Source organism: Paenibacillus brasilensis, from assembly GCF_009363115.1.
GTDB classification, from domain to species: domain Bacteria; phylum Bacillota; class Bacilli; order Paenibacillales; family Paenibacillaceae; genus Paenibacillus; species Paenibacillus brasilensis.
In genome coordinates this window covers 1,153,938-1,174,288 of sequence record NZ_CP045298.1, presented here as the reverse complement: position 1 = coordinate 1,174,288, position 20,351 = coordinate 1,153,938, and the positions used below count along the sequence as shown (strand labels likewise).

Sequence of the window (20,351 nt, the reverse complement as noted above, 5' to 3'; positions counted from 1 at the left end):
TAATACAAATATAAATTTTGAGGCGCCCGTGAGGGGGCCTATTCTCTTCTTTCATGGCTTTGAGGTTGATAAAAAAGGATTCCGTGTCCCGAAAGCGGGAATTCACGAAATCCTTGATTGGGTGTTGCAAAATGGTTTCGACGTTTATGCTTTACAGCTTCAGCATGTCTTCGAATGTTTCTTCGTTCAACACACTGCCTACATAGAAGGAGCCAAATTCCCCGTAACGGGCACTAACTTCGTCAAAACGCATTTCGTAGATTAGCTTTTTGAATTGAAGGGCGTCGTCGGAGAACAGCGTTACCCCCCATTCCCAATCGTCAAAGCCAACGGAACCGGAAATGATTTGCTTCACCTTGCCAGCATAACTGCGTCCGATCAAACCGTGGCTGCGCATCAGGGTGCGGCGCTCGTCCATTGAAAGCATGTACCAGTTGTCGTTCAGATCACGTTTTTTGTTCATCGGATAGAAACAAATATAACGGGCCTTGTTCAAAACAGGCTTCAAGCGAGCGACGATTTGCGGATTTTGCATTGGATCTTCATCCTTGCTCAAATAGTTGCTCAGTTCTACTACGCTCACATATGAGTAGGTTTTAGTTGTATATTTGGCGAAGGTTGTTTTATTAAAATCGTTTTCCAGCTTATTGAGGTCTTCCAGCGTTTCACGCAGATGCATCATAACGAAATCCGCTTTTTGTCCAACGATCGTATAGACAGCAGAGCTACCCAGACCCGCTTCTTCGGTCACGTTCCATTCATTCATAAATTCTTGAAGCTCGTCCAACGCTCCAGCGCGTTCCTCATCGTCTGCCGTTTTCCATTCCGTCCAGTTGATGGACCGGAAATCGTGAAGCGCATACCAGCCTTCCAGTGTGGAGGTTACTTCGTTAGGTGTTGCCGGGGTTTGTTGAGGTTGATGTTGATTCACGATCTACACTCCTTTGCAATCTGTAAATGATAATCGGCACAGCCGAAAGATGTGTGCTTCAATCTATTTTGTTGGTATCCAAATCGGTAATGCTTAACCATTCTATTGTAGCTCAAAGCAAAGCTTTTCACCAATGAAAGAAGTGTGAAGAATTTTATTTTTGCCGTGATGCAGGTCACAAAGTCATAAAATAGTTAGTATTCACGAAAAAAGGAGAACACAGACGAATACGGCTGCCAAAATGGAGAACAATTGCCCTTATTTTGTTGGTCCCAGTAGAGGGCAAGTATGATAGAATAGAAAAACATCTTGGAGACCGTTATGTCAGGAAAGGAAGAATATTGGGATGCGGATGAAAAACCTGCTGCACTATACTGAGAACCACCGCTACTGCGTTTATCGGGAATTTGGCTTGAGCGCACTGGATGAATTGATGCTGGGAAGCGTCTATCAGCCGATGGTAGGTGCATTTGCGGTCAGTCTATATCGACTGTTGTTCCAGCATGTGCCAGCCGGACAGATCGGTTATTCGCCGCTGGAGCAGCAGCGTCGTCTTTTTTTGACACTGGGACTGGAGCCGAGTGAGAAGGGACGCAAGTATTTGATTGAACAGACCTCCAAGCTGGAGGCTGTCGGTCTGCTACAGACGTCTAGGCTGTATGCACCGGAAACGGACGACTATATGTATGAATATGAGATGCAGCCGCCGCTTGCACCTGCCGAATTTTTCAGAACGCAGCATCTTACCCTTTTGTTGAGAGACAAAATCGGTAAGTTTGCGGTGCTTTCTCTGAGAGAGTCGTTATGGAGCAGAGAATCTAGCGAGTGGTCGCAATCTTCCTATAATAAAGAGAATATTTCGGTTCCGTTTTATGAGCTGTTTGAACTAAACACCCATGTTATAGATTATGAGCTGGAGCAGGCGCTGTCTGAAGTGTCGACAGGCCGTCAGACTGGGGCATTGATGTCAGAAACGGAAGAAGCGCTGAACTATGCAGACATCATTCTTCGCTTTCCGCGTGAGTCTGTCAATCGCAAGCACGTGGAGCGTCTGCGTTTTGAGCATGAGCAGTTAGGCATGGTGAATTACGTTGTCCGCAAATTTGGTCTATCGGTACAGGACATCAGCCGCTTGCTGGATGAGGACGGTATTTTTACCGAAGCTGGCGATTTACTGCTGGACGAGCTTCAGCTTCGGGCTAGCCAACAATCCAGACAGGATCGGAAGCGGCAGGAGGAACAGCAGGTGCAGGCTGCCAAGGTGGTTGCTTTACGTCAGAGGGAAGCTTCTATACCTGAAGAGCCGCCCGCAGAGCAGGCGGTTGAAATGGAGTTTTATGTGGAGGTGCCACCACAGTTCACAGCCAAGTGTGACATTCATCAATATAATATGATGTTGCGCAACGAGCCTTATCGCCGTTTGCTGCAAACCTTTTTTCCCGGCACAGTTCCCGGCAACCTGCTGGATATATTCGAAAAAATTGATATCAGCTATAAGCTGCCCGGTGAAGTCATCAACGTACTTATTCATTACTTGATGTCCCTGCTCGTGTCGGGGAGTGATCAGCGGATCAACCGTAATTTTGTCGAGGCCGTTGCATCCAACATGCTGCTAAAGCAGGTAAATACTTATGAAAAAGCCGTTCAATATATACGGGATCAAGCCAAGGTAAAGGGAAAACAGTCCGCTGCTTCTACTTCCGGCGGCCGCACCCGCTCATATGGCAAAAATAATGGCTCTGCCAAGCCATCCATTCCGATCGTACAGGATCAGCCTTCCGAGGAATCCGTATCCGAGGAAGAACTGGATGAACTGCTGCGGCTGGCCGAACGTATGCAATCGGGTAAACAGAAGAAGGTGTAGTGGATTTTAAGGTGTTAAGTTTTTAGTCCTTAACTTATTAAGCGAAGCCAATTCAAATATGTGTCGACTTTATGGCGGTCGGCAGCGGAGCGGGCAGAATTGTTCTGAAGAAGCGAAGCGTTTGCCTTTATCCCCGGATTTTAACCTTTAAATCCCTATTTCAATAGGAAAAATCCGGGGATAACAGCAATCGGAAGAACAATCTGCACGCGAAGCGTCTCCCCCTCCATAACTCCGCACATTTTAGAAAGGAGGAGTGTTCTTGGAATCACTGGGCGATTTGTTACAGCAGATGCAGAACCCTTCGTTCCGCCAGCGCACGCGCAATGTGGCCGATCAGGTACTCAATGATCCACTGGTGCGGGAATTTTGCAATGCGCATCCTGATGTGGATGAAGCGCAATTGCGACTCAATATGAGCATGCTCTTTCAGTATGCCCGGGATCGTCGAAATTGTGACAATTGCCCGGGGCTGGAACGGTGTCCTAACGATTTTCAGGGTCACTTTTGCAAGCTGGGTGTAGAATATCCGAATGGAACAGCGGAAATCGTGGACATTCGCACCCCGTGCGCCAAGCTGGTTGCTTCCCAGCATGAACAACGGGTGCGTCAGCGAATTAAAAGCTTTTATGTGGACGAGCGCGCACTGTTGGAAGGATATAATGCTGTTGAAATTGCGCGCAAGGATTTGCAACGAGTGCCTGCTGTTAATCAGGTATTCCGTTATATTGAAGAAACCAAGAGTCAGGGTTTATTAAAAAAAGGACTATATCTCGAAGGTACGTTTGGTACGGGAAAAACCTTCTTAATGGGATACTTATTGCACGAGCTGGCTTTGCTCGGGCTGAACGGTGTGATCGTGTATATGCCTGATTTTGTAGAGGACTTAAAGTCCATGTTTCAGGATGGGCAGAGATTGAAGGAAACGACTGAAATGCTAAAAAATTGTGACCTGCTCGTATTTGACGATATTGGAGCGGAAAATTTAAGCCCTTGGGTACGGGATCATGTAATGGGCTCTATTTTGAATTACCGAATGAACCGCAAGCCTACTTTCTATACCTCCAATTATACGTTGGAAGGACTGGAGAAGCATCTCAGCTTTACGAGCAAGGATGGAGAGGAAATGTACAAGGGACAACGTTTAATGGACCGGATTCGTCCTTTTGTAGATGTCATTGCTGTGAAGGGGAAAAACCAGCGCGGGTAAGGGGACATCTGTCCGCTATTTTGATATCTTACAATTAAAAAACTATTGTGATATACTTAAAAGGTGTCGAAAAAGACATTACAGGTTATAATAATCTTGACTTTTCTATAAAGGAGGAACATACAATGGCAATTGTTAACGTGTCCGATCAATCCTTCAACGCAGAAGTCGAAGGCACAGGAACCGTTTTGGTTGATTTTTGGGCGCCATGGTGCGGTCCTTGCAAAATGATCGCTCCTATTCTGGAGGATCTGTCCACAGAGGTTGGCGATAGCGTCAAAATCGCGAAAGTGAACGTGGATGAAAATCCAGAGTCTGCTTCCCGTTTCGGTGTTATGAGCATTCCTACCCTGATCGTCTTCAAAGACGGACAGCCTGTTGATAAAGTTGTAGGTCTGAACTCAAAAGAAGCGCTGAAAAACATGCTTACCAAACACCAATAATCATTGCACGTGACCCATGCTCCTGCGGGGGTCTGGGAGCGGCATGAATGGTCAATGCCTCCGGTTGAATATACCGGGGGCGTTTTTGTGTATTATTCCTGTATAATTATAACGTAGTTAGAAGTCATTTAAGAATGGAAGGAGGAACCGGGCAGATGAAATCTTATGCGGAGGACTTGCACGATCAGGAGAAGGCGCTGGAGAACATACGGCATAAATTAGCATTACTGCCGGATGCATCGGGGTGTTATCTGATGAAGAACGGCGAAGGCACCATCATTTATGTCGGCAAGGCCAAAGTGCTGAAAAACCGGGTCCGTTCCTATTTTACAGGTAGCCATAACGGCAAGACGCAGCGACTGGTTGCCGACATCCGTGATTTTGAATATATCGTAACAGCCAGTAATATGGAGGCGCTCATTCTGGAGTGCAACCTGATTAAAAAGTATCAGCCACGCTATAACGTGCTGCTGAAGGATGATAAAACCTTTCCGTATTTGAAAATTACGAACGAGGCCCACCCCAAGCTGGAGGTGACCCGACGCGTTCTGAAAGATAAAGCAAAGTATTTTGGACCTTATCCCAACTCCTACGCGGCACATCAGACGAAGAAGCTGCTGGATCGCATGTATCCTTTACGCAAGTGCGGTGTGATGCCCAAGGAAGTATGCCTGTATTATCACATGCATCAATGCTTGGGACCTTGTGTGAAAGAGGTCGATAAGGAAACGTATGACCAGATTGGTCAGGAGATCGGTTCCTTTTTGAGCGGGGGACATGAGGAAATTAAAAAAGATCTTCAGCGTAAAATGCAGGAGGCCGCAGAGGAGCTGTACTTTGAGCGTGCCAAGGAGCTGCGGGATCAAATTATCAGTATTGACGCCATGATGGAAAAGCAGAAAATTACAACCTCTGATGCCAAGGATCGCGATGTGTTTGGGTTTTCGGTAGACAAGGGCTGGATGTGTGTGCAGATTCTATATGTTCGCAAGGGTAAAATGATCGAACGGCATATGTCGACTTTTCCTTTCTACGGCGAGGCTTACAGCGATTTTATGTCCTATGTGACGCAATATTACAGTGATAATCCCGCAGTACCACAGGAAATTTTGCTGCCGGATACACCCAAGCTGGTAAGGCAGACGGAACAGGCTGCACAGAATGCAGAGAATTCTGCCGACACATTGCTGGTGGCTGAAGAACGAGCTTCTTATGCGGAGGCAGCACATCCAGAAATAGAAGCCCAACTTTCCGGTGGACTCGAGGAACCGGCTACGGCGGCTCTTGCTCTGGCTGAATGGCTGGATGTAAAGGTGTATGTACCACAGCGTGGGCTAAAGAAACAAATGACGGAGATGGCAACGGAAAATGCACGTGTCGCTTTGGATGAGAAGTTCAAGCTGATTGAACGCGACGAGGAGCGGACAACCAAGGCTGCAAGCAATCTGGGACGTGCGATTGGACTGGATCGCTTGCACCGGGTGGAGGCATTTGATAACTCCAACATACAAGGCTCTGACCCTGTATCGGCCATGATTGTGTTTATTGACGGCAAGCCTGCCAAAAAAGAGTATCGGAAATATAAAATCCGTTCTGTGCAGGGGCCAGATGACTATGAAACGATGCGTGAGGTTATTCGGCGCCGATATGAACGTGTGCTGAAGGAGAATCTGGAGCGTCCCGATCTGATTGTTGTCGATGGTGGACGTGGGCAAATTAAGGCAGCGACCGATGTGCTGGAAAATGAGCTGGGTTTATTCATTCCGGTGTGTGGTCTCGTGAAGGATGCTAAGCATAGAACTTCCCAGCTACTGGTGGGAGAATCCAATGAGGCTGTGAAATTAGCACGTAATAGCGAAGAATTTTATCTGCTGCAACGGATTCAGGACGAGGTTCACCGTTTTGCGATTACATTCCACCGGGAGCAACGTGGCAAATCAATGGTAACGTCCCGTCTGGACTCCATTCCGGGCATTGGCGAGAAGCGGCGCAAGCTGCTGCTGAAGCATTTTGGGTCCCTTAAAAAAATAAGAGAGGCCAGCGTCGAAGACTTCCGGCCTCTCTCTATTGGTGATAAGCTTGCGCGTCAAATTATAGCTGCCCTTCGGGAGGAGGAGTCGTAGAATACGGCTCCTCTTTTTTCACAGGCTCAAACATGATTCGATTAGGCTTTTTTGGACTAAACCAGTAAATAACGTAACCCACAATGGCTGGAAGTAAGATCCAGAACAAACCTGCGCTCAGGTTCACGGTATCTCCCAAACTCATCACACTAAAGCCCATGAGAATGCTGTCAAAAATAACGTGGCTGAACATGGCGGCGATAAAGCCGTAACGCAGGAACACAAAGCTGAACAACAATCCGATGAAGGTCAGCTCAATCGGTCTGGAAATCACCGGATAGATTGGATACAGTGTATGTCCCAGTGCCCATATGAGCGTGGTGATCAGGCAAGCGACAAAAGTGTTTCTCACTATTTTTTTCACCATTGGAATACCGAACAGACGATATACGGCCTCCTCTCCAATACCTGCCATCCAAGCCATAATCGGCAGCAGCCACGGATAAGCCATGTTGTAAGGAGATTGCGTGGCATCTGTTGTGGAGAACGTATTGAGTGTGCGTTCCAGCACAAAGAACAAAATGGATTGTACTCCGAGCAATATAAAGGCCCACAAGTAGCCGACATACATACTGCGAAGCACATACAGCCCGTAGCCCGGCTCTTTGGCACGTGGCCATGCATTCAGTCCAACCTGACGCATGAGTCCGTCACCGCCGACCAGGGAGAAGTAGAGTGCTACGGCCATAGCGAGGGAAACACCAATCTGGAAAATCATCAGAAATATAAGCATTCCCTTACTGCCTGCTTCTGCTTGTAATAAAGGCAGCATGTTCAACGTCCCCGCTATGGTAGCAACAAAATACACAACGGACAGAACAATACCGCGTACGAAGGAAGTATGGCGCCGTGTGAGTGATGCGTACACGATCGCGAGTATGCCCAATACTAAGCTAAACAAGGCATAACCCGCATAGGTCATCCAGTTCGCCCAGTACGTTTGCTTGTTGACATAATCGGTATAGGACGATGGAGCAGAAAAGCTCTGTGTGAACGAGCGAACATCCCCGTCTTCAAAAGTAAACGCCAGTGTAAGTACCGAGGAGCCGATTTGTTTACCGACTACAGTATAGCTTAATCCCCCCTCCCCTTCGCTGGTTGCGAGCTTCAAGTCCGATGGCTTAAAGCCAAAGCGTTTGACCCATACGGACGCCGCTTGCTCTTTTGCTTCAAGCGTCATGTCGCCCTCAGCCACACGTATCAGCCTGCTGCGAGCTTGCTTATCCGTAGAAATATCGGCTTGTGTGTAATTGGTACTGGAGGTCACTCGTTTAAAGCTAACAACTTTCCCGGTCGATAAATCCACATGAATTTGCAATTTGCCCTTCGTAGAAGGATCAGCAAGATCGACTCGAAAAGTTTCATAAGGGTAGCTTTTTTTCCATGTACGGTCGTACTGTTGAAGCAGTTTTTCTCTGGATAAATAACCGTACAAATCCGTTTCTGCCTGATAGGTGACGACAGGCTTTTCTGACGGTGATTCCGTATAGCTCAGCTCGGAGCGGGCGAATTCTAATGCGTGTATAACCGCTTCTTGTTTGCTGATCGTCGCTGTGTTCATCAATGATTCCGAACTTGGATTGCTAAGCGCGGGAATAAGCAATTGAAAGATAAAAAAGCAAACCAGGCCAATCCCGCCCAACAAGCCTAATCTTTTGAAATTGGCCGAGAGCACGACCGGTTTCCCGATAGGATTCATGAGTTTCCTCCTTAATATGTAAATAAGTAAGCATCCATTAAAGATACCATACTGCACAGGTTCCCGCCAACACAGCTGTGATATTCATGAAAATGGAGTGAAAGCATCCTAAAGTTTCAATAAAATAAGATAAACTGCGATTAAACGCTACCTATTCGCAAAATAAAGCCAAATTAACGTTTTTTCGACGAAATCGGTTTTGTGATCTGGATACAGAAGGATTATAATCTTGAGGCAATGCCTATAAAACAATAGGTAACGCTATACATTTGAGCCGAATTTCCATAGGAAAACGGGGGAACCATGTTACTGGGGTGAATTTTACAGCCGGTCTTGCACCGGACGTGTGAATAGGGCATACTGTACTGCCCGAATCCGTCAGCTAACCTCGTAGGCTGTGAACAGGAACCCAGTCAGGCACTCGGTTTTCCGGTGTCTTTTTTTGTGTGTATAAGTGTGAGTAAAAGTTTGCTGAGTTAAGGACCGCTCCGCGTTCCATTTGATCTTCCGATCGCTGTTGCCCCTGAATTTTTTGATTTTCTTTACCTTGATAAGGTTAAAATTCAGAGGCAAAGGCGAGCGCTACCGCTTCTCCAGATTCAAATGGACCGCTGCGCTGCTGCCCGCCTTAAAGTCACCAAACGTTTCATAAGGTAGTGAGGTATGAAGTAGTGAGTATTGAAAGGCAAAAGTATCCCGCTTTGCGGATACTTTTCTGTTTTCTCTAAAAGAAACTGAATAGAGATTGGTGATTTTATGAGCTGGCAGTAGCGGAGGAACAATCTGCACCCGGAGCGATCTCCATGCTCATAATTCACCAAGTAGGAGAAGTGATGATTTCATGGACCCCAATGCAAGATGGTTTCGGCTTTCTCCACCACAGATATTTGTTGCAGGCTTTGCCGTTATCATACTGATAGGCAGTTTATTGTTAATGCTACCCTTTTCAAATACAACGGGGAAGCCGCTTGCGTTTGTAGACGCTTTATTTACAGCGGCCTCTGCGACCTGTGTCACAGGGCTTGTTGTTAAGGACACGGGGACCTTTTTTACGACCTTTGGTCAGGTGGTGATCGTTGCGCTCATTCAGGTCGGCGGTCTTGGTTTTATGACCATGGCGACCCTGATCGCGCTGGTGTTCAAGCGTCGCATCTCTTTGCGGGAGCGCCTCATTTTGCAGGAAGCGATGAATCAGACCTCTGTAGAGGGAATCGTCGGCTTGATCCGTAAAGTTTTATTGTATTCGCTGGTCATTGAGGGCGTGTGCGCTACGATATTTGCCGTTCGCTGGTCTTTTGATATGCCTGTAGGCAGGGCGATTTATTTTGGAATCTGGCATGCGATTTCCATGTTTAACAATGCTGGGTTTGATTTATTCGGTCACTTTTGCAGCCTGACAGGTTATGTATATGATCCCGTTGTTAATTTTACAGCTATGTTTTTGATTATCTCGGGAGGCATTGGCTTTGTGGTGATGTCGGATCTGGCAGAATATCGCAAACGCAAGAGACTGTCCTTGCATACCAAGGTCGTACTTAGCATGACCGCTGTACTGATTATAGTCGGTACCCTCGTCATCTTTGTTTTTGAGTTTACGAATCCGAAAACATTAGGCTCGTTGAATTGGGGAGGCAAGCTACTGGGATCATTATTCCAGTCGGTAACCCCTCGTACCGCTGGTGCTAATACGCTGGACATCGCAGGCTTGCGGCAGGCTACGCAATTTTTCATCATTATATTAATGTTCATAGGGGCTTCCCCTGGCTCAACTGGGGGCGGGATTAAGACGACAACGTTTGCGCTGCTCATTGGAGCAGTGTTTTCCATGCTGCGAGGCCGGGAAGATATTGTATTGTTCAAGTATCGGCTTGCACAAGCACGAATTTACAAAGCTTTGACCATAACTTTGCTGGGGCTGTTGTTCGTGATCGGGGTAACGATGATTTTATCGGCAACCGAAGATCATCATTTTCTGATGATTTTGTTCGAAACAGTGTCTGCCTTTGGAACGGTGGGACTGTCGATGGGGCTTACACCTGATTTGACAGTTATCGGTAAGCTGATCATTACCCTGACGATGTTTGCAGGCCGACTCGGCCCGCTCACGCTGGCTTATGCACTGGGCCCCAAAAAGGGTAAGGAATTATACCGGCATCCGGAAGGCAAAATGATTATAGGATAAGGGAGTTTTCGAGTAATATGAAAACGCAGCAGTTTGTAGTTATTGGCTTGGGACGATTTGGCTCAAGCCTGGCTTTGCAATTGGTGGACATGGGGTGCGAGGTACTTGGCATCGACCGGAACGAGGACGTTGTAGACAGTATGAGTGAGATGCTGACGCATACTGTCGTAGCCGATGCTACCGATGAGGATTCTTTGCGGTCACTGGGTATCCGTAATTTCGATTGCGGTATTGTTGCTATTGGAGATGACATTCAGGTAAGCATTCTGACCGCCATATTGCTGAAGGAGCTGGGTGTGAGAAAAGTCGTAGCGAAAGCTATATCTATTCTGCACGGACGGGCGTTGGAAAAGCTCGGTGTAGATCGCGTCATTTATCCTGAACGGGATATGGGGATACGAGTGGCCCACCAGCTGGTTACGCCTAATTTGCTCGACTATTTGGAGTTATCCAAAGAATACAGCATTGTGGAGCTCAATGTACCTGGATGTCTCAATGGTAAAACGTTATCAGAGCTGAATGCCCGTACCCGCTTTGGCTGCAGTATTGTAGCGCTTCATACGGCTAACGGTATTCTCATTGCACCAACGGCTATGGATCGGCTAAAAGCAGGCGATATTATGGTCATCATCGGTTCCAATGACAATATCGCCCGCTTCGAGGATGAGGTCGTTAACGTCAATGAAGAGGGCTAGCCCTACTACACCATACGATAGCCTGCAAATGAGGCACGTGTCTCACTAATCCAGCTTCGCGCTGTCGAGCTGAGATCTGCCGTCTCCGAATAAATGAGAGAGGTCGTTCGGCGTGTCTCCTTCAAGTCGGGCAAGTACAGCGCAGTGAGTCCATTATCCCGCAGCAGTTCGCTGCGCAAATAGGATTTGGGCAGCAACGCCGAAGCCTTACAGGTTGGAAGCAAGCGTACAATGGCCTCGAAGGAGTCGATTTCCATCCGGATATCGGGCATAATGCCGCTGCGCTGGAACAAGTCATCTGTCAAGCTGCGATACCAGGTTCCTTTGGAAAAAATAATCATCGGCAATCCTTGCAGGTCTTTCATTGAGACCGTTCCTGCTCTGGCTGTTAATTCATGTCCGATCGGAACGACCAGCTCCAAGTGATCATCAAATAGCGGAATGCAACGCAGCCCGGCCTCATGAATGGCAGACCCGACAACCCCGGCGTCTGCTTTTTTGTCGCGTACAAAAGCGACGATTTCATGGGTTTTGCCTGTGAGCAGCTTCAGCTCGGTTTGGGGATGCTTGCTCATGAAAGCTTCAACGAGGGTGGGCAGCGTCGTTTGGAGTGTCGTGAGACTTGCACCCAGGGTGAGCATGCTCTGGGCTTCGTTCTTGTGCCGGGACAGCTTTTGCAAAAAGCGGAGCTGTCGTTGCCGCTGCTCCAGCGCGAAGGTATATACAAACCGTCCTGTTGACGTAATTTCGAGCCGTTTGCCCCTTCGATCAAAGAGCAGTACACCCAGTTCTTCCTCCAGCTTGGCGATTTTACGGGACAGGGCAGGCTGGGAGAGATTAAGCAGTTTGGAGGCTTTATTCAAGCTGGATTGCTCCACAATGACGGCAAAGGCGTTCAAATCCTCAAACATATCATCCACTTCCTCTCTATATGCAAAAAAGACATAATAATTAATACGTATATTGCAATTCCATTATAAGCCGAAAAGGAGTAACATAAAAGCGACACAAGATGTTCACACTTTAGTTTTTCCTTTTAAGGGGCACCTTGTTGGACATTTCCTGTCGGGATCTGTCATTTTATATGTTATATTACTATTGAAAACGCTATTATTAGGAGAAGGGAGCATTACCTAGATGAGAGGATTTTATTCCAGAAAGCTGCATTCACTTCTTGGCGTCATTCCGCTGGCTCTTTTTTTTGTTGAGCATTTGGTGACGAACTTCACTGCAGTGGAGAGCGGGAAGGAAGGGTTCAACCGCAGCGTGGCCTTCCTGAATGGTTTGCCGCTGATGATTGTGCTTGAAACATTATTCATTTACTTGCCATTGCTATTCCACGGAATTTATGGCTTGTATATCGCTTACCAGGCTGATCCGAATGTCAAAAATTTTGGCTATTCGCGCAACTGGCGCTTTCTGTTCCAGCGTATTTCCGGCGTTATTACGTTCGTGTTCATTATCTGGCACGTGTTTGACACGCGCATCCAGGTGGCACTGGGCAATGTAACACATGAGGAACTGGGCGGTGTAATGCATGGCATTGTAACGAACCCGGTTTATTTTATTTTGTATTTAATCAGCGTTGTGTCGGCATCCTTTCACTTTGCTAACGGACTGTGGGCATTTATGGTCAGTTGGGGGATCACAGTGGGACCGCGTGCGCAAAAGGTATCCTCCTATATTTGCATGACCCTGTTCGTGGTGGTGTCTATCGGTTTCATCGCTTCCCTGTTGGCATTCCGCAGCGCGGAATTCCAGGAAACGGCCACCGCTTTGGTGCAATGCAGCGCTATTCAACAGCTACTGTAAAAAACGAATTCACATGATATATCATTTGCATTACATCGTTTGCAGATGCTATTTCCAATCGTAAGAGAGGATTTGGCTAAAATCCTGAAAAAAAGGAGTGAGCAGAAATGGCAGCATCCAACATTATTGTCGTGGGCGGCGGTCTGGCGGGTCTGATGGCTACGATCAAGGCGGCAGAGGCAGGAGTTCACGTTCATTTATTTTCTTTGGTTCCGGTAAAAAGATCCCACTCCGTTTGTGCTCAAGGCGGCATCAACGGGGCAGTGAATACCAAGGGCGAGGGAGACTCACCCTGGATTCATTTTGATGATTCGGTCTATGGCGGGGATTTTCTGGCCAACCAGCCCCCGGTAAAAGCAATGTGTGAAGCGGCTCCGGGGATTATCCATCTCATGGACCGTATGGGTGTCATGTTTAACCGGACACCGGAAGGATTGCTGGATTTTCGTCGCTTTGGCGGTACTCAGCATCATCGGACAGCCTTTGCTGGAGCAACGACCGGCCAGCAGCTTCTGTATGCTCTGGATGAGCAAGTTCGGCGCTGGGAATCCGAGGGCTTGGTGACCAAATATGAAAACTGGGAGTTTTTACAGGCGGTACTGGATGATGAAGGGATCTGTCGAGGCATTTGTGCGCAGGATTTACGCACGATGGAAGTGAAAACTTTTGCGGCGGATGCCGTTATTTTGGCATCGGGTGGTCCCGGCATTATTTTCGGCAAAACCACGAATTCCGTGATTAATACCGGCACGGCTGCCGGTGCGGTGTATCAGCAGGGTGTACGCTATGCGAATGGTGAATTTATCCAGATTCATCCGACGGCTATACCGGGCGATGACAAGCTGCGTCTGATGTCTGAGTCGGCACGGGGAGAGGGTGGCCGTATTTGGACGTACAAAGACGGCAAGCCGTGGTATTTCCTCGAGGAAAAGTATCCGGCTTATGGAAATCTGGTTCCACGCGATATTGCGACACGTGAAATATTCAGCGTATGCGTCGATGAAGGGCTCGGCATTAATGGCGAGAATATGGTATATCTCGATTTGTCCCACAAGGACCCGAAAGAGCTGGACGTGAAGCTGGGCGGTATTATTGAAATTTATGAAAAATTCGTCGGTGACGATCCGCGTAAAATCCCGATGAAAATTTTCCCGGCTGTGCATTATTCAATGGGCGGCATGTGGGTCGATTACAATCAGATGACGAATATACCGGGGCTGTTTGCCGCTGGAGAATGTGAATTCCAATATCACGGAGCGAACCGTTTGGGCGCAAATTCGTTGTTGTCAGCTATTTACGGCGGGATGGTGGCTGGACCGAAGGCTGTGGAATACATTAAGGGCATCAAAAAGTCCGCACAGGATGTAGCTTCCTCCGTGTTCGATGCGGCGGTAAAACAGCAGTCGGAGAAGTACGAGCGTATTTTGCATATGAACGGGAAAGAAAATGCCTATGTCCTTCATAAAGAGCTGGGTGAGTGGATGACGAACAATATGACGGTGGTTCGTTATAACGACAAGCTGGAAGCTACAATCCAAAAGATCAAAGAGCTGAAGGAGCGTTATGCCAACATTAACATCAATGATGCTTCACGCTGGAACAATGCGGGTGCGGCCTTTACACGCCAGCTGTGGAATATGATGGAGCTGGCTGAAGCGATGACCAAGGGGGCGCTGCTGCGCAACGAAAGCCGTGGGGCTCACTACAAGCCGGACTTCCCGGATCGTAACGATGAGGAGTTCCTGAAAACAACCATTGCGGAATGGACACCGGAAGGACCACAAATTTCGTATGAACCGGTTGACGTCTCACTGATCAAGCCGCGTATTCGGGATTATTCCAAGAACAAATAAATAGAAGGGAGTGTATTTTAGATGTCGGAGCAAGCAGTGAAATCGAATAAAACAGTGAAGTTCGTTGTGACCCGTCAGAATGATCCTAACTCCAATTCCTATACGGAAGAATTCGAATTACCTTATCGCCCGGGCATGAATGTGATTAGCGCACTGATGGAAATTCAGCGCAACCCGGTAGACAGCCATGGCAAAGAGACCGCCCCGGTATGCTGGGAGTCGAACTGTCTGGAGGAAGTATGCGGAGCCTGCTCCATGGTAATTAACGGCAAGCCGCGTCAGGCCTGTGCCGCGCTTGTAGATAAGCTGGAGCAGCCGATTACGATTGCACCGATGAGCACATTCCCGGTTGTGCGGGATTTGATCATCGACCGCAGCCGGATGTTTAACGCACTCAAGAAGGTCAAAGCATGGATTCCGATTGACGGCACCTACGATCTGGGCCCTGGTCCCAGAATGGCGGAGAAAAAGCGTCAATGGGCGTATGAACTGTCCAAATGCATGACCTGTGGGGTTTGCCTGGAGGCTTGCCCAAATGTCAACGAGAAGACAACGTTCATTGGACCTGCGGCGATATCTCAGGTTCGCCTGTTTAACAGCCACCCGACAGGGGAAATGAATCAGGAGGAGCGGCTGGATGCATTGATGACAGACGATGGGCTGGAGGGCTGTGGTAATTCACAAAACTGCGTACGTTCTTGCCCGAAAGGCATTCCATTGACAACCTCCATTGCTGAAATGAACAAGCAAACGACAAAACATATGTTCAAGCGTTGGCTGACTGTATAGCCCGACCAGTAATATGTCATTCAAATCAAAACAGGCTTTTTCCCATCGGAGAAAGCCTGTTTTTGTGTTCATAAGAGATGGAGGGAGCATGAGGGAGGAGAGTAGTATAGCACTTATGGTATAATTATGGTATTGTGTATCGTTTTTGGAGAAATGGAGGCTGGACAGGTGACTGTGCAAATGATAACGAATCGACCCGTTACCAGGTCGGATGTAATGAAAGGATTAAAGGAGCTGGGGGTTCGCAGCGGTATGACGCTGCTTGTTCATTCGTCGATGCGCAGCTTCGGACGCTTTGTTCCAGGCGGGGCCTCCGCCATTCTTGCGGCATTGACGGAAGCGATTGGCCCGGAAGGAACGCTGGTCATGCCGACACAGTCTCATGACTTGACTGATCCGTCGACCTGGATGAACCCGCCTTTGGATGAGTCATGGTGGGAACTTGTACGCGAGGAAATGCCCGCTTATGATCCGACTTGGACGCTGACCGGGGGCATGGGGGTCATTGTAGAAACGTTCCGCGGTCTACCGGGAACAGAGCGTAGCAGGCATCCGCATGTTTCCTTGGCGGCGCGTGGACCTGCAGCTTCGGAATTACTGGCAGATCACCAGCTCGACTATGGACTGGGTGAGCATTCGCCGCTGGCGAAGCTGTACGAGGCAGATGCCTGCGTGCTGCTCCTGGGCTGCCGACATGACAGCAATACGTCTTTGCATTTGGCGGAATATCGAGCAACGTACAACGGACGTGAAAAAATCACCCATCAAGCCCCCATAATAGTGGATGGAGCCAAAGTGTGGGTCACTTATGAGGATTATAATATTACCTCCGATGATTTCGAGCAGCTGGGATATGATTTTGAACGGGATTGTCCTAAGTGCTTTACACGGGTCAACATCGGAGAGGCTTCATGCTTTTTTGCAAGGCAACGCGATTTGGTAGATTATGGGGTACAGTGGTTGTCCACCAATCGTTAAAGCTTCCGAGGGAGTGAAAATTTCTCAATAATAAGCTAGAGGAATAGATAGCAAGGGGGCACGCATATGGAGAAGACGCCGCAAACCCGCCGCGAGAGTCAGGATGATCCTTGCAAAGAGGCCGCAATCCCTCCCGGTTCTTCGCGGCGCTCCACTTCTAATGAGCCAGCCAATCCTTCGCGCCGCCGTTTTTTGAAAAAAGCGGCTTTAGCCACAGCGGGAACCGCACTTTTGGCTGGAGGATACGCTTCCTTATGGGAGCCTAATCATTTGGAAATTACACGCTTCACCTTGTCTCTGCCCCGTCTACCGGCTGCTTTTGACGGTATCAGAGTTGTACATTTCAGTGATGTGCACTTGGGCTTTCATATGGATGAGCAGGACCTGCGCGAGCTTGCTGACCGGATTGCCGGACTGGAGCCGGATTTGCTCTGTTTTACAGGCGATATTGTGGATGATTATGCGATATCCATGAAGGCTGCTGTTCCGATTATGGCTTCCATGTACGCCACTCTTGGCAAATTCGCTATTTTGGGCAATCATGATTATAGAGGCTTACCAGCCGGAGTACAGGAATTATACCCGAAGACTGGATTTACGTTGCTGCGAAACGAGCATGTGATTGTGGAACGCGCTGGACAGCGTGTGGCAATGGTGGGTTTAGAGGATAGCATTATGGGAAAACCTAATCCGCGGCGTGCCGTTCATGGACTTCCTGATGAGATGTGCAAGCTGTTGCTGATGCATGAGCCGGATTATGCGGACGTGGCGGCCCGAATGTCCTTTGATCTTCAACTGTCGGGGCATACGCATGGAGGACAGGTGCGTTTGCCTGTCATCGGAGCACTAATGCCGCCTCCGGGTGGACGCAAGTACATCCAGGGATTATTTCATGTAGGAGCAAGCAGGATGCCTCTTTATGTCAGCAGGGGGATTGGTATGACACATCTGCCGATTCGTGTGCTGTGCAGGCCGGAGCTGAGTGTCATTACGCTAAAATCTGGTCAATAGACTGGAACTACATAAAGAAGGTTTGAATGTAGTGTAGAAGATGTAGCTGTCTCGGACAAAGGAGTGAGATTCAGATGGAGCGTATTGCTGTCATTTCAGATATTCATGGCAATTGGCCTGCCTGTGAGGCGGTACTGGAGGATATTGCTTCCCGAGGTATTAGCCGTGTATTTTGTTTGGGGGATCTGATCGGCAAAGGGCCTAGCCCGTGCGAGGTTCTGGATGCAGTCCGTCAGCATTGTGAAATTGTCGTGCGGGGGAATTGGGATGAGCTGGTCAGCATTACCGATGATCTCAATTTTAGCTGGCAAGCCGAGCGCTTGGGTAAAGAGCGAGTACAGTATCTGGCACAGTTACCGTTTCACTATGATTTCGGGATGAGCGGTCATCGTATCCGTCTGGTGCATGCTTCGCCCCAAAGTGTGTATCACCGCGTACAGCCTTGGGATGAGCCGGAAAAAAGATTAGCTATGTTTGATCCGTTGGCTGAGGAGAATGAAAAGGACGCTTTTGCTCCGGATGTGGTGGGTTATGGAGATGTACACAATGCCTTTATCCAGCATTTTCAGGGGAAGACGCTATTTAATGTCGGAAGCGTCGGGAATCCGCTGGATGTCACTCAGGCTTCGTACTGTATTCTGGAAGGAAATCTGGGAGAAGAGCAAGCTACTCCTTTTTCCATTCAGTTTGTACGCGTACCTTACGATATAGAACTGGCGGTAAAACAAGCGGAGGAAGCAGATGTCCCTTCTCTGTCGTATTATATTCGTGAGTTGCGCACAGGCATTTACCGGGGAATTCAGGATCTGGATTAAGTGTGAAAAACGCTCATTCCAACAAGCCAATCTATCTCCGCAGGAGGGATCATTGTGCTGACTAAAGAAATGCTTCGTTTGGGGCTGCCGGAGCTTTACACCCACCGTGTCCGATTACGCCAGCTAAGAGCGGAGGATTATCCTGCATTGGAGCGGATGCTGTCCGATCCTTTAGTAATCCGATACGTAAATCGGATTCGCAAGCCCGTCTACGTACGAATGCGGCGTCTGGTTGCCCAGATCAAAGTAGCTGGGGATTCTCTGGATTCCCTGCACTTTGCGGTGGAATGGCATAGAGGAGATACACGCGCAGATAACGGAGTGGATGCATCAGATGATGCCGAGATAGCCAAGGGATTTCCCTCTTCACAGTTGCTCGGTATCGCTTCGTTTCAGCAGTGGAATGAGGGTACGGGTGAGGCGAAGCTAGGCTATATTTTAGATCGTCCATTTTGGGGACAGGGACTGGCTACAGAGATCGTGGAAGTGATGCTGAAATTTGGTTTCGAATCTTTGAAGCTCAGGCGAATTGAAGGTCGTTGCCAAGAGGATAACCAGGCTTCCGTGCGTGTGCTGGTCAAAAATAAGCTGCGTTTGCTCCGCAGCATTCGTTCCTATGATCCTTCAGGAGAGGTACCGAGTGTATTGGTGTTCTCGATTACCCAAGGGGATTATGCGTAGAAATGGAAGAGGAATATTTTGTTACAAAGATGAAATATAACTGCAAAACAACTCTAACACAGGACGGGTACAATACAGACATGACCCCCTTTTGAATAATATATGTTGCTGGGACCCGAAGCTTCGGGTCCTCTTTTTTTGTGTTTTTATTGCCCTACCTGCCATCAGAGGCGCTTCCTATGATTCATAGGAACGGTTCAAGCTGGTTACCAATTCTGGAAGCCATTCATGTAGGGATATAAACGAATACCCCTCTGACTGTGCTTTGGTCGTATCCATGTGTACCACGATTGCTCAATACCGAATGGAGTCAGTACCAGTATTTTTCCCGTTCCTGAATCACTCCTTATGGGCTTGTTTTTATTATAAAGAGAAGACGAAATCTTGGCTGCAAAGGATATGAGGCAATAAATATATGTTACCTGCAAAAAAAATGCTTAATATCGCTTAACAAATCGTGCAATAATGCTTATAATTGATGTATGGAGGTGATACTTATTTATCAAGAAGAACGGTTAGTGAAAATTCTTGAAAGGCTTCAGGAAGAAAAAATGATTTCGAATCAGGAAATATGCGATATGCTCGGTATTTCCAGAGACACTGCGCGGCGGGATTTCATTAAATTAGTGGATGAAGGTACCGCGATACGAACTCATGGAGGTATTGCTCTACCCCAGTTGAAGGACAAAATAAAAGCATATAAGGAAAGAGTTGATGCTTCTTCTGAAGATAAATATGAAATTGGAAAAATAGCTGCCTCTTATATCAACAAAGGCGACCTTTGCTTTCTGGACGTCTCAACGACAGTAAAATTTCTTTGTGATCATCTCAATACAAGCTCTACAGTGTATACGCATTCCCTTGATAATGCAGAAGCTCTATCTAACAACAATAAGGTCGATATATGCCTGTTAGGTGGAAAGTTTAATCATGAAAATCGCTTTTTTTTCGATGTTCAAGTGGCATCTCAGTTAAATGATATTTACTTTGATAAAGTTTTTCTGGGTGCAGCTGGTATTTTAAAGGATGGCATCTATTTTTCAAATCTTGAAGACGCGGTCATCAAAGATGTAGTAGCAAAACGATCGAAAGAGGTTATTCTGTTGGCGGATTCACGGAAATTTAATCAAATCAGTTCCTATAAAGGGATTGATTTTAGTGATATTGACATGATCATTACAAATGAAAAGCCACCAGATAGCTTTAGAAAGATTTTTGAGGAGAATAACATTGAGATCAGGCTTATTAAATGAAGGGAAGACAGT

At 47.6% G+C, this 20,351-nt stretch carries 18 protein-coding genes and 1 riboswitch; of the genes, 14 read left to right on the top strand and 4 right to left on the bottom strand.

Annotation, left to right across the window (positions count from 1 at the left end; all coding sequences use genetic code 11):
• Positions 1-151: 151 nt before the first annotated feature.
• Positions 152-931, bottom strand: a complete 780-nt coding sequence (gene hemQ, locus GCU48_RS05440; RefSeq protein ID WP_152379337.1) for a hydrogen peroxide-dependent heme synthase — start codon at positions 929-931, stop codon at positions 152-154.
• 346 nt (positions 932-1,277) lie between these two features.
• Here hemQ and GCU48_RS05435 point away from each other — a divergent pair, with 346 nt between their 5' ends.
• From GCU48_RS05435 to uvrC, 4 genes are all read left to right on the top strand, one after another.
• Complete coding sequence (locus GCU48_RS05435) at positions 1,278-2,795, top strand: replication initiation and membrane attachment family protein (RefSeq protein ID WP_152379336.1); 1,518 nt, start codon at positions 1,278-1,280, stop codon at positions 2,793-2,795.
• A 262-nt stretch (positions 2,796-3,057) separates the two neighbouring features.
• Complete coding sequence (gene dnaI / locus GCU48_RS05430; protein ID WP_152379335.1) at positions 3,058-4,005, top strand: primosomal protein DnaI; 948 nt, start codon at positions 3,058-3,060, stop codon at positions 4,003-4,005.
• Between the two features lie 125 nt (positions 4,006-4,130).
• Positions 4,131-4,448: a thioredoxin gene (gene trxA, locus GCU48_RS05425; RefSeq protein ID WP_007431909.1), complete on the top strand. Its 318-nt coding sequence runs from the start codon at positions 4,131-4,133 to the stop codon at positions 4,446-4,448.
• Between the two features lie 155 nt (positions 4,449-4,603).
• Positions 4,604-6,571 (top strand): excinuclease ABC subunit UvrC, encoded by a 1,968-nt coding sequence (gene uvrC / locus GCU48_RS05420; protein WP_152379334.1) that lies wholly within the window; start codon positions 4,604-4,606, stop codon positions 6,569-6,571.
• Here uvrC and GCU48_RS05415 read toward each other — a convergent pair.
• Both GCU48_RS05415 and GCU48_RS05405 read right to left on the bottom strand, forming a co-directional pair.
• Complete coding sequence (locus GCU48_RS05415) at positions 6,540-8,270, bottom strand: CPBP family intramembrane glutamic endopeptidase (protein ID WP_152379333.1); 1,731 nt, start codon at positions 8,268-8,270, stop codon at positions 6,540-6,542. The two genes, uvrC and GCU48_RS05415, sit on opposite strands and share 32 nt — an antisense overlap.
• Positions 8,271-8,532: 262 nt before the next feature.
• A riboswitch (cyclic di-AMP (ydaO/yuaA leader) is annotated at positions 8,533-8,682 on the top strand.
• 170 nt (positions 8,683-8,852) lie between these two features.
• On the bottom strand, positions 8,853-9,059 hold the full coding sequence (locus GCU48_RS05405; RefSeq protein ID WP_152379332.1) for a hypothetical protein: 207 nt from the start codon (positions 9,057-9,059) through the stop codon (positions 8,853-8,855).
• A 52-nt stretch (positions 9,060-9,111) separates the two neighbouring features.
• On the opposite strand from GCU48_RS05405, the gene GCU48_RS05400 reads away from it, so the two are divergent.
• Positions 9,112-10,452 (top strand): TrkH family potassium uptake protein, encoded by a 1,341-nt coding sequence (locus GCU48_RS05400; RefSeq protein WP_152379331.1) that lies wholly within the window; start codon positions 9,112-9,114, stop codon positions 10,450-10,452.
• A 17-nt stretch (positions 10,453-10,469) separates the two neighbouring features.
• Positions 10,470-11,147: a potassium channel family protein gene (locus GCU48_RS05395; protein ID WP_152379330.1), complete on the top strand. Its 678-nt coding sequence runs from the start codon at positions 10,470-10,472 to the stop codon at positions 11,145-11,147.
• 5 nt (positions 11,148-11,152) lie between these two features.
• Here GCU48_RS05395 and GCU48_RS05390 read toward each other — a convergent pair whose 3' ends face one another.
• Positions 11,153-12,058: a LysR family transcriptional regulator gene (locus GCU48_RS05390; protein ID WP_025717449.1), complete on the bottom strand. Its 906-nt coding sequence runs from the start codon at positions 12,056-12,058 to the stop codon at positions 11,153-11,155.
• 226 nt (positions 12,059-12,284) lie between these two features.
• On the opposite strand from GCU48_RS05390, the gene GCU48_RS05385 reads away from it, so the two are divergent.
• The 8 genes from GCU48_RS05385 (at position 12,285) to GCU48_RS05345 (ending at position 20,339) form a co-directional block, all read left to right on the top strand.
• Positions 12,285-12,959: a succinate dehydrogenase cytochrome b558 subunit gene (locus tag GCU48_RS05385; protein WP_152379329.1), complete on the top strand. Its 675-nt coding sequence runs from the start codon at positions 12,285-12,287 to the stop codon at positions 12,957-12,959.
• A 107-nt stretch (positions 12,960-13,066) separates the two neighbouring features.
• On the top strand, positions 13,067-14,812 hold the full coding sequence (sdhA, locus tag GCU48_RS05380; protein ID WP_152379328.1) for a succinate dehydrogenase flavoprotein subunit: 1,746 nt from the start codon (positions 13,067-13,069) through the stop codon (positions 14,810-14,812).
• Between the two features lie 21 nt (positions 14,813-14,833).
• The gene (gene sdhB, locus GCU48_RS05375) at positions 14,834-15,601 is read left to right on the top strand and encodes a succinate dehydrogenase iron-sulfur subunit (protein ID WP_152379327.1); all 768 of its coding nucleotides are present in this window, start codon (positions 14,834-14,836) and stop codon (positions 15,599-15,601) included.
• A gap of 168 nt (positions 15,602-15,769) precedes the next feature.
• Complete coding sequence (locus GCU48_RS05370) at positions 15,770-16,579, top strand: AAC(3) family N-acetyltransferase (protein WP_152379326.1); 810 nt, start codon at positions 15,770-15,772, stop codon at positions 16,577-16,579.
• A gap of 66 nt (positions 16,580-16,645) precedes the next feature.
• Positions 16,646-17,590 carry a metallophosphoesterase gene (locus tag GCU48_RS05365; RefSeq protein WP_152379325.1) on the top strand — a complete coding sequence of 315 codons (945 nt, stop codon included), beginning with the start codon at positions 16,646-16,648 and terminating at the stop codon, positions 17,588-17,590.
• A gap of 74 nt (positions 17,591-17,664) precedes the next feature.
• A complete protein-coding gene (locus GCU48_RS05360; protein ID WP_025717455.1) occupies positions 17,665-18,405 on the top strand; it encodes a metallophosphoesterase family protein in 741 nt (246 codons plus the stop codon).
• Between the two features lie 54 nt (positions 18,406-18,459).
• Positions 18,460-19,086, top strand: coding sequence for a GNAT family N-acetyltransferase (locus tag GCU48_RS05355; protein WP_152379324.1), 627 nt, complete (start codon positions 18,460-18,462; stop codon positions 19,084-19,086).
• Between the two features lie 518 nt (positions 19,087-19,604).
• A complete protein-coding gene (locus GCU48_RS05345) occupies positions 19,605-20,339 on the top strand; it encodes a DeoR/GlpR family DNA-binding transcription regulator (RefSeq protein WP_152379323.1) in 735 nt (244 codons plus the stop codon).
• The last annotated feature ends 12 nt before the right edge of the window (positions 20,340-20,351 follow it).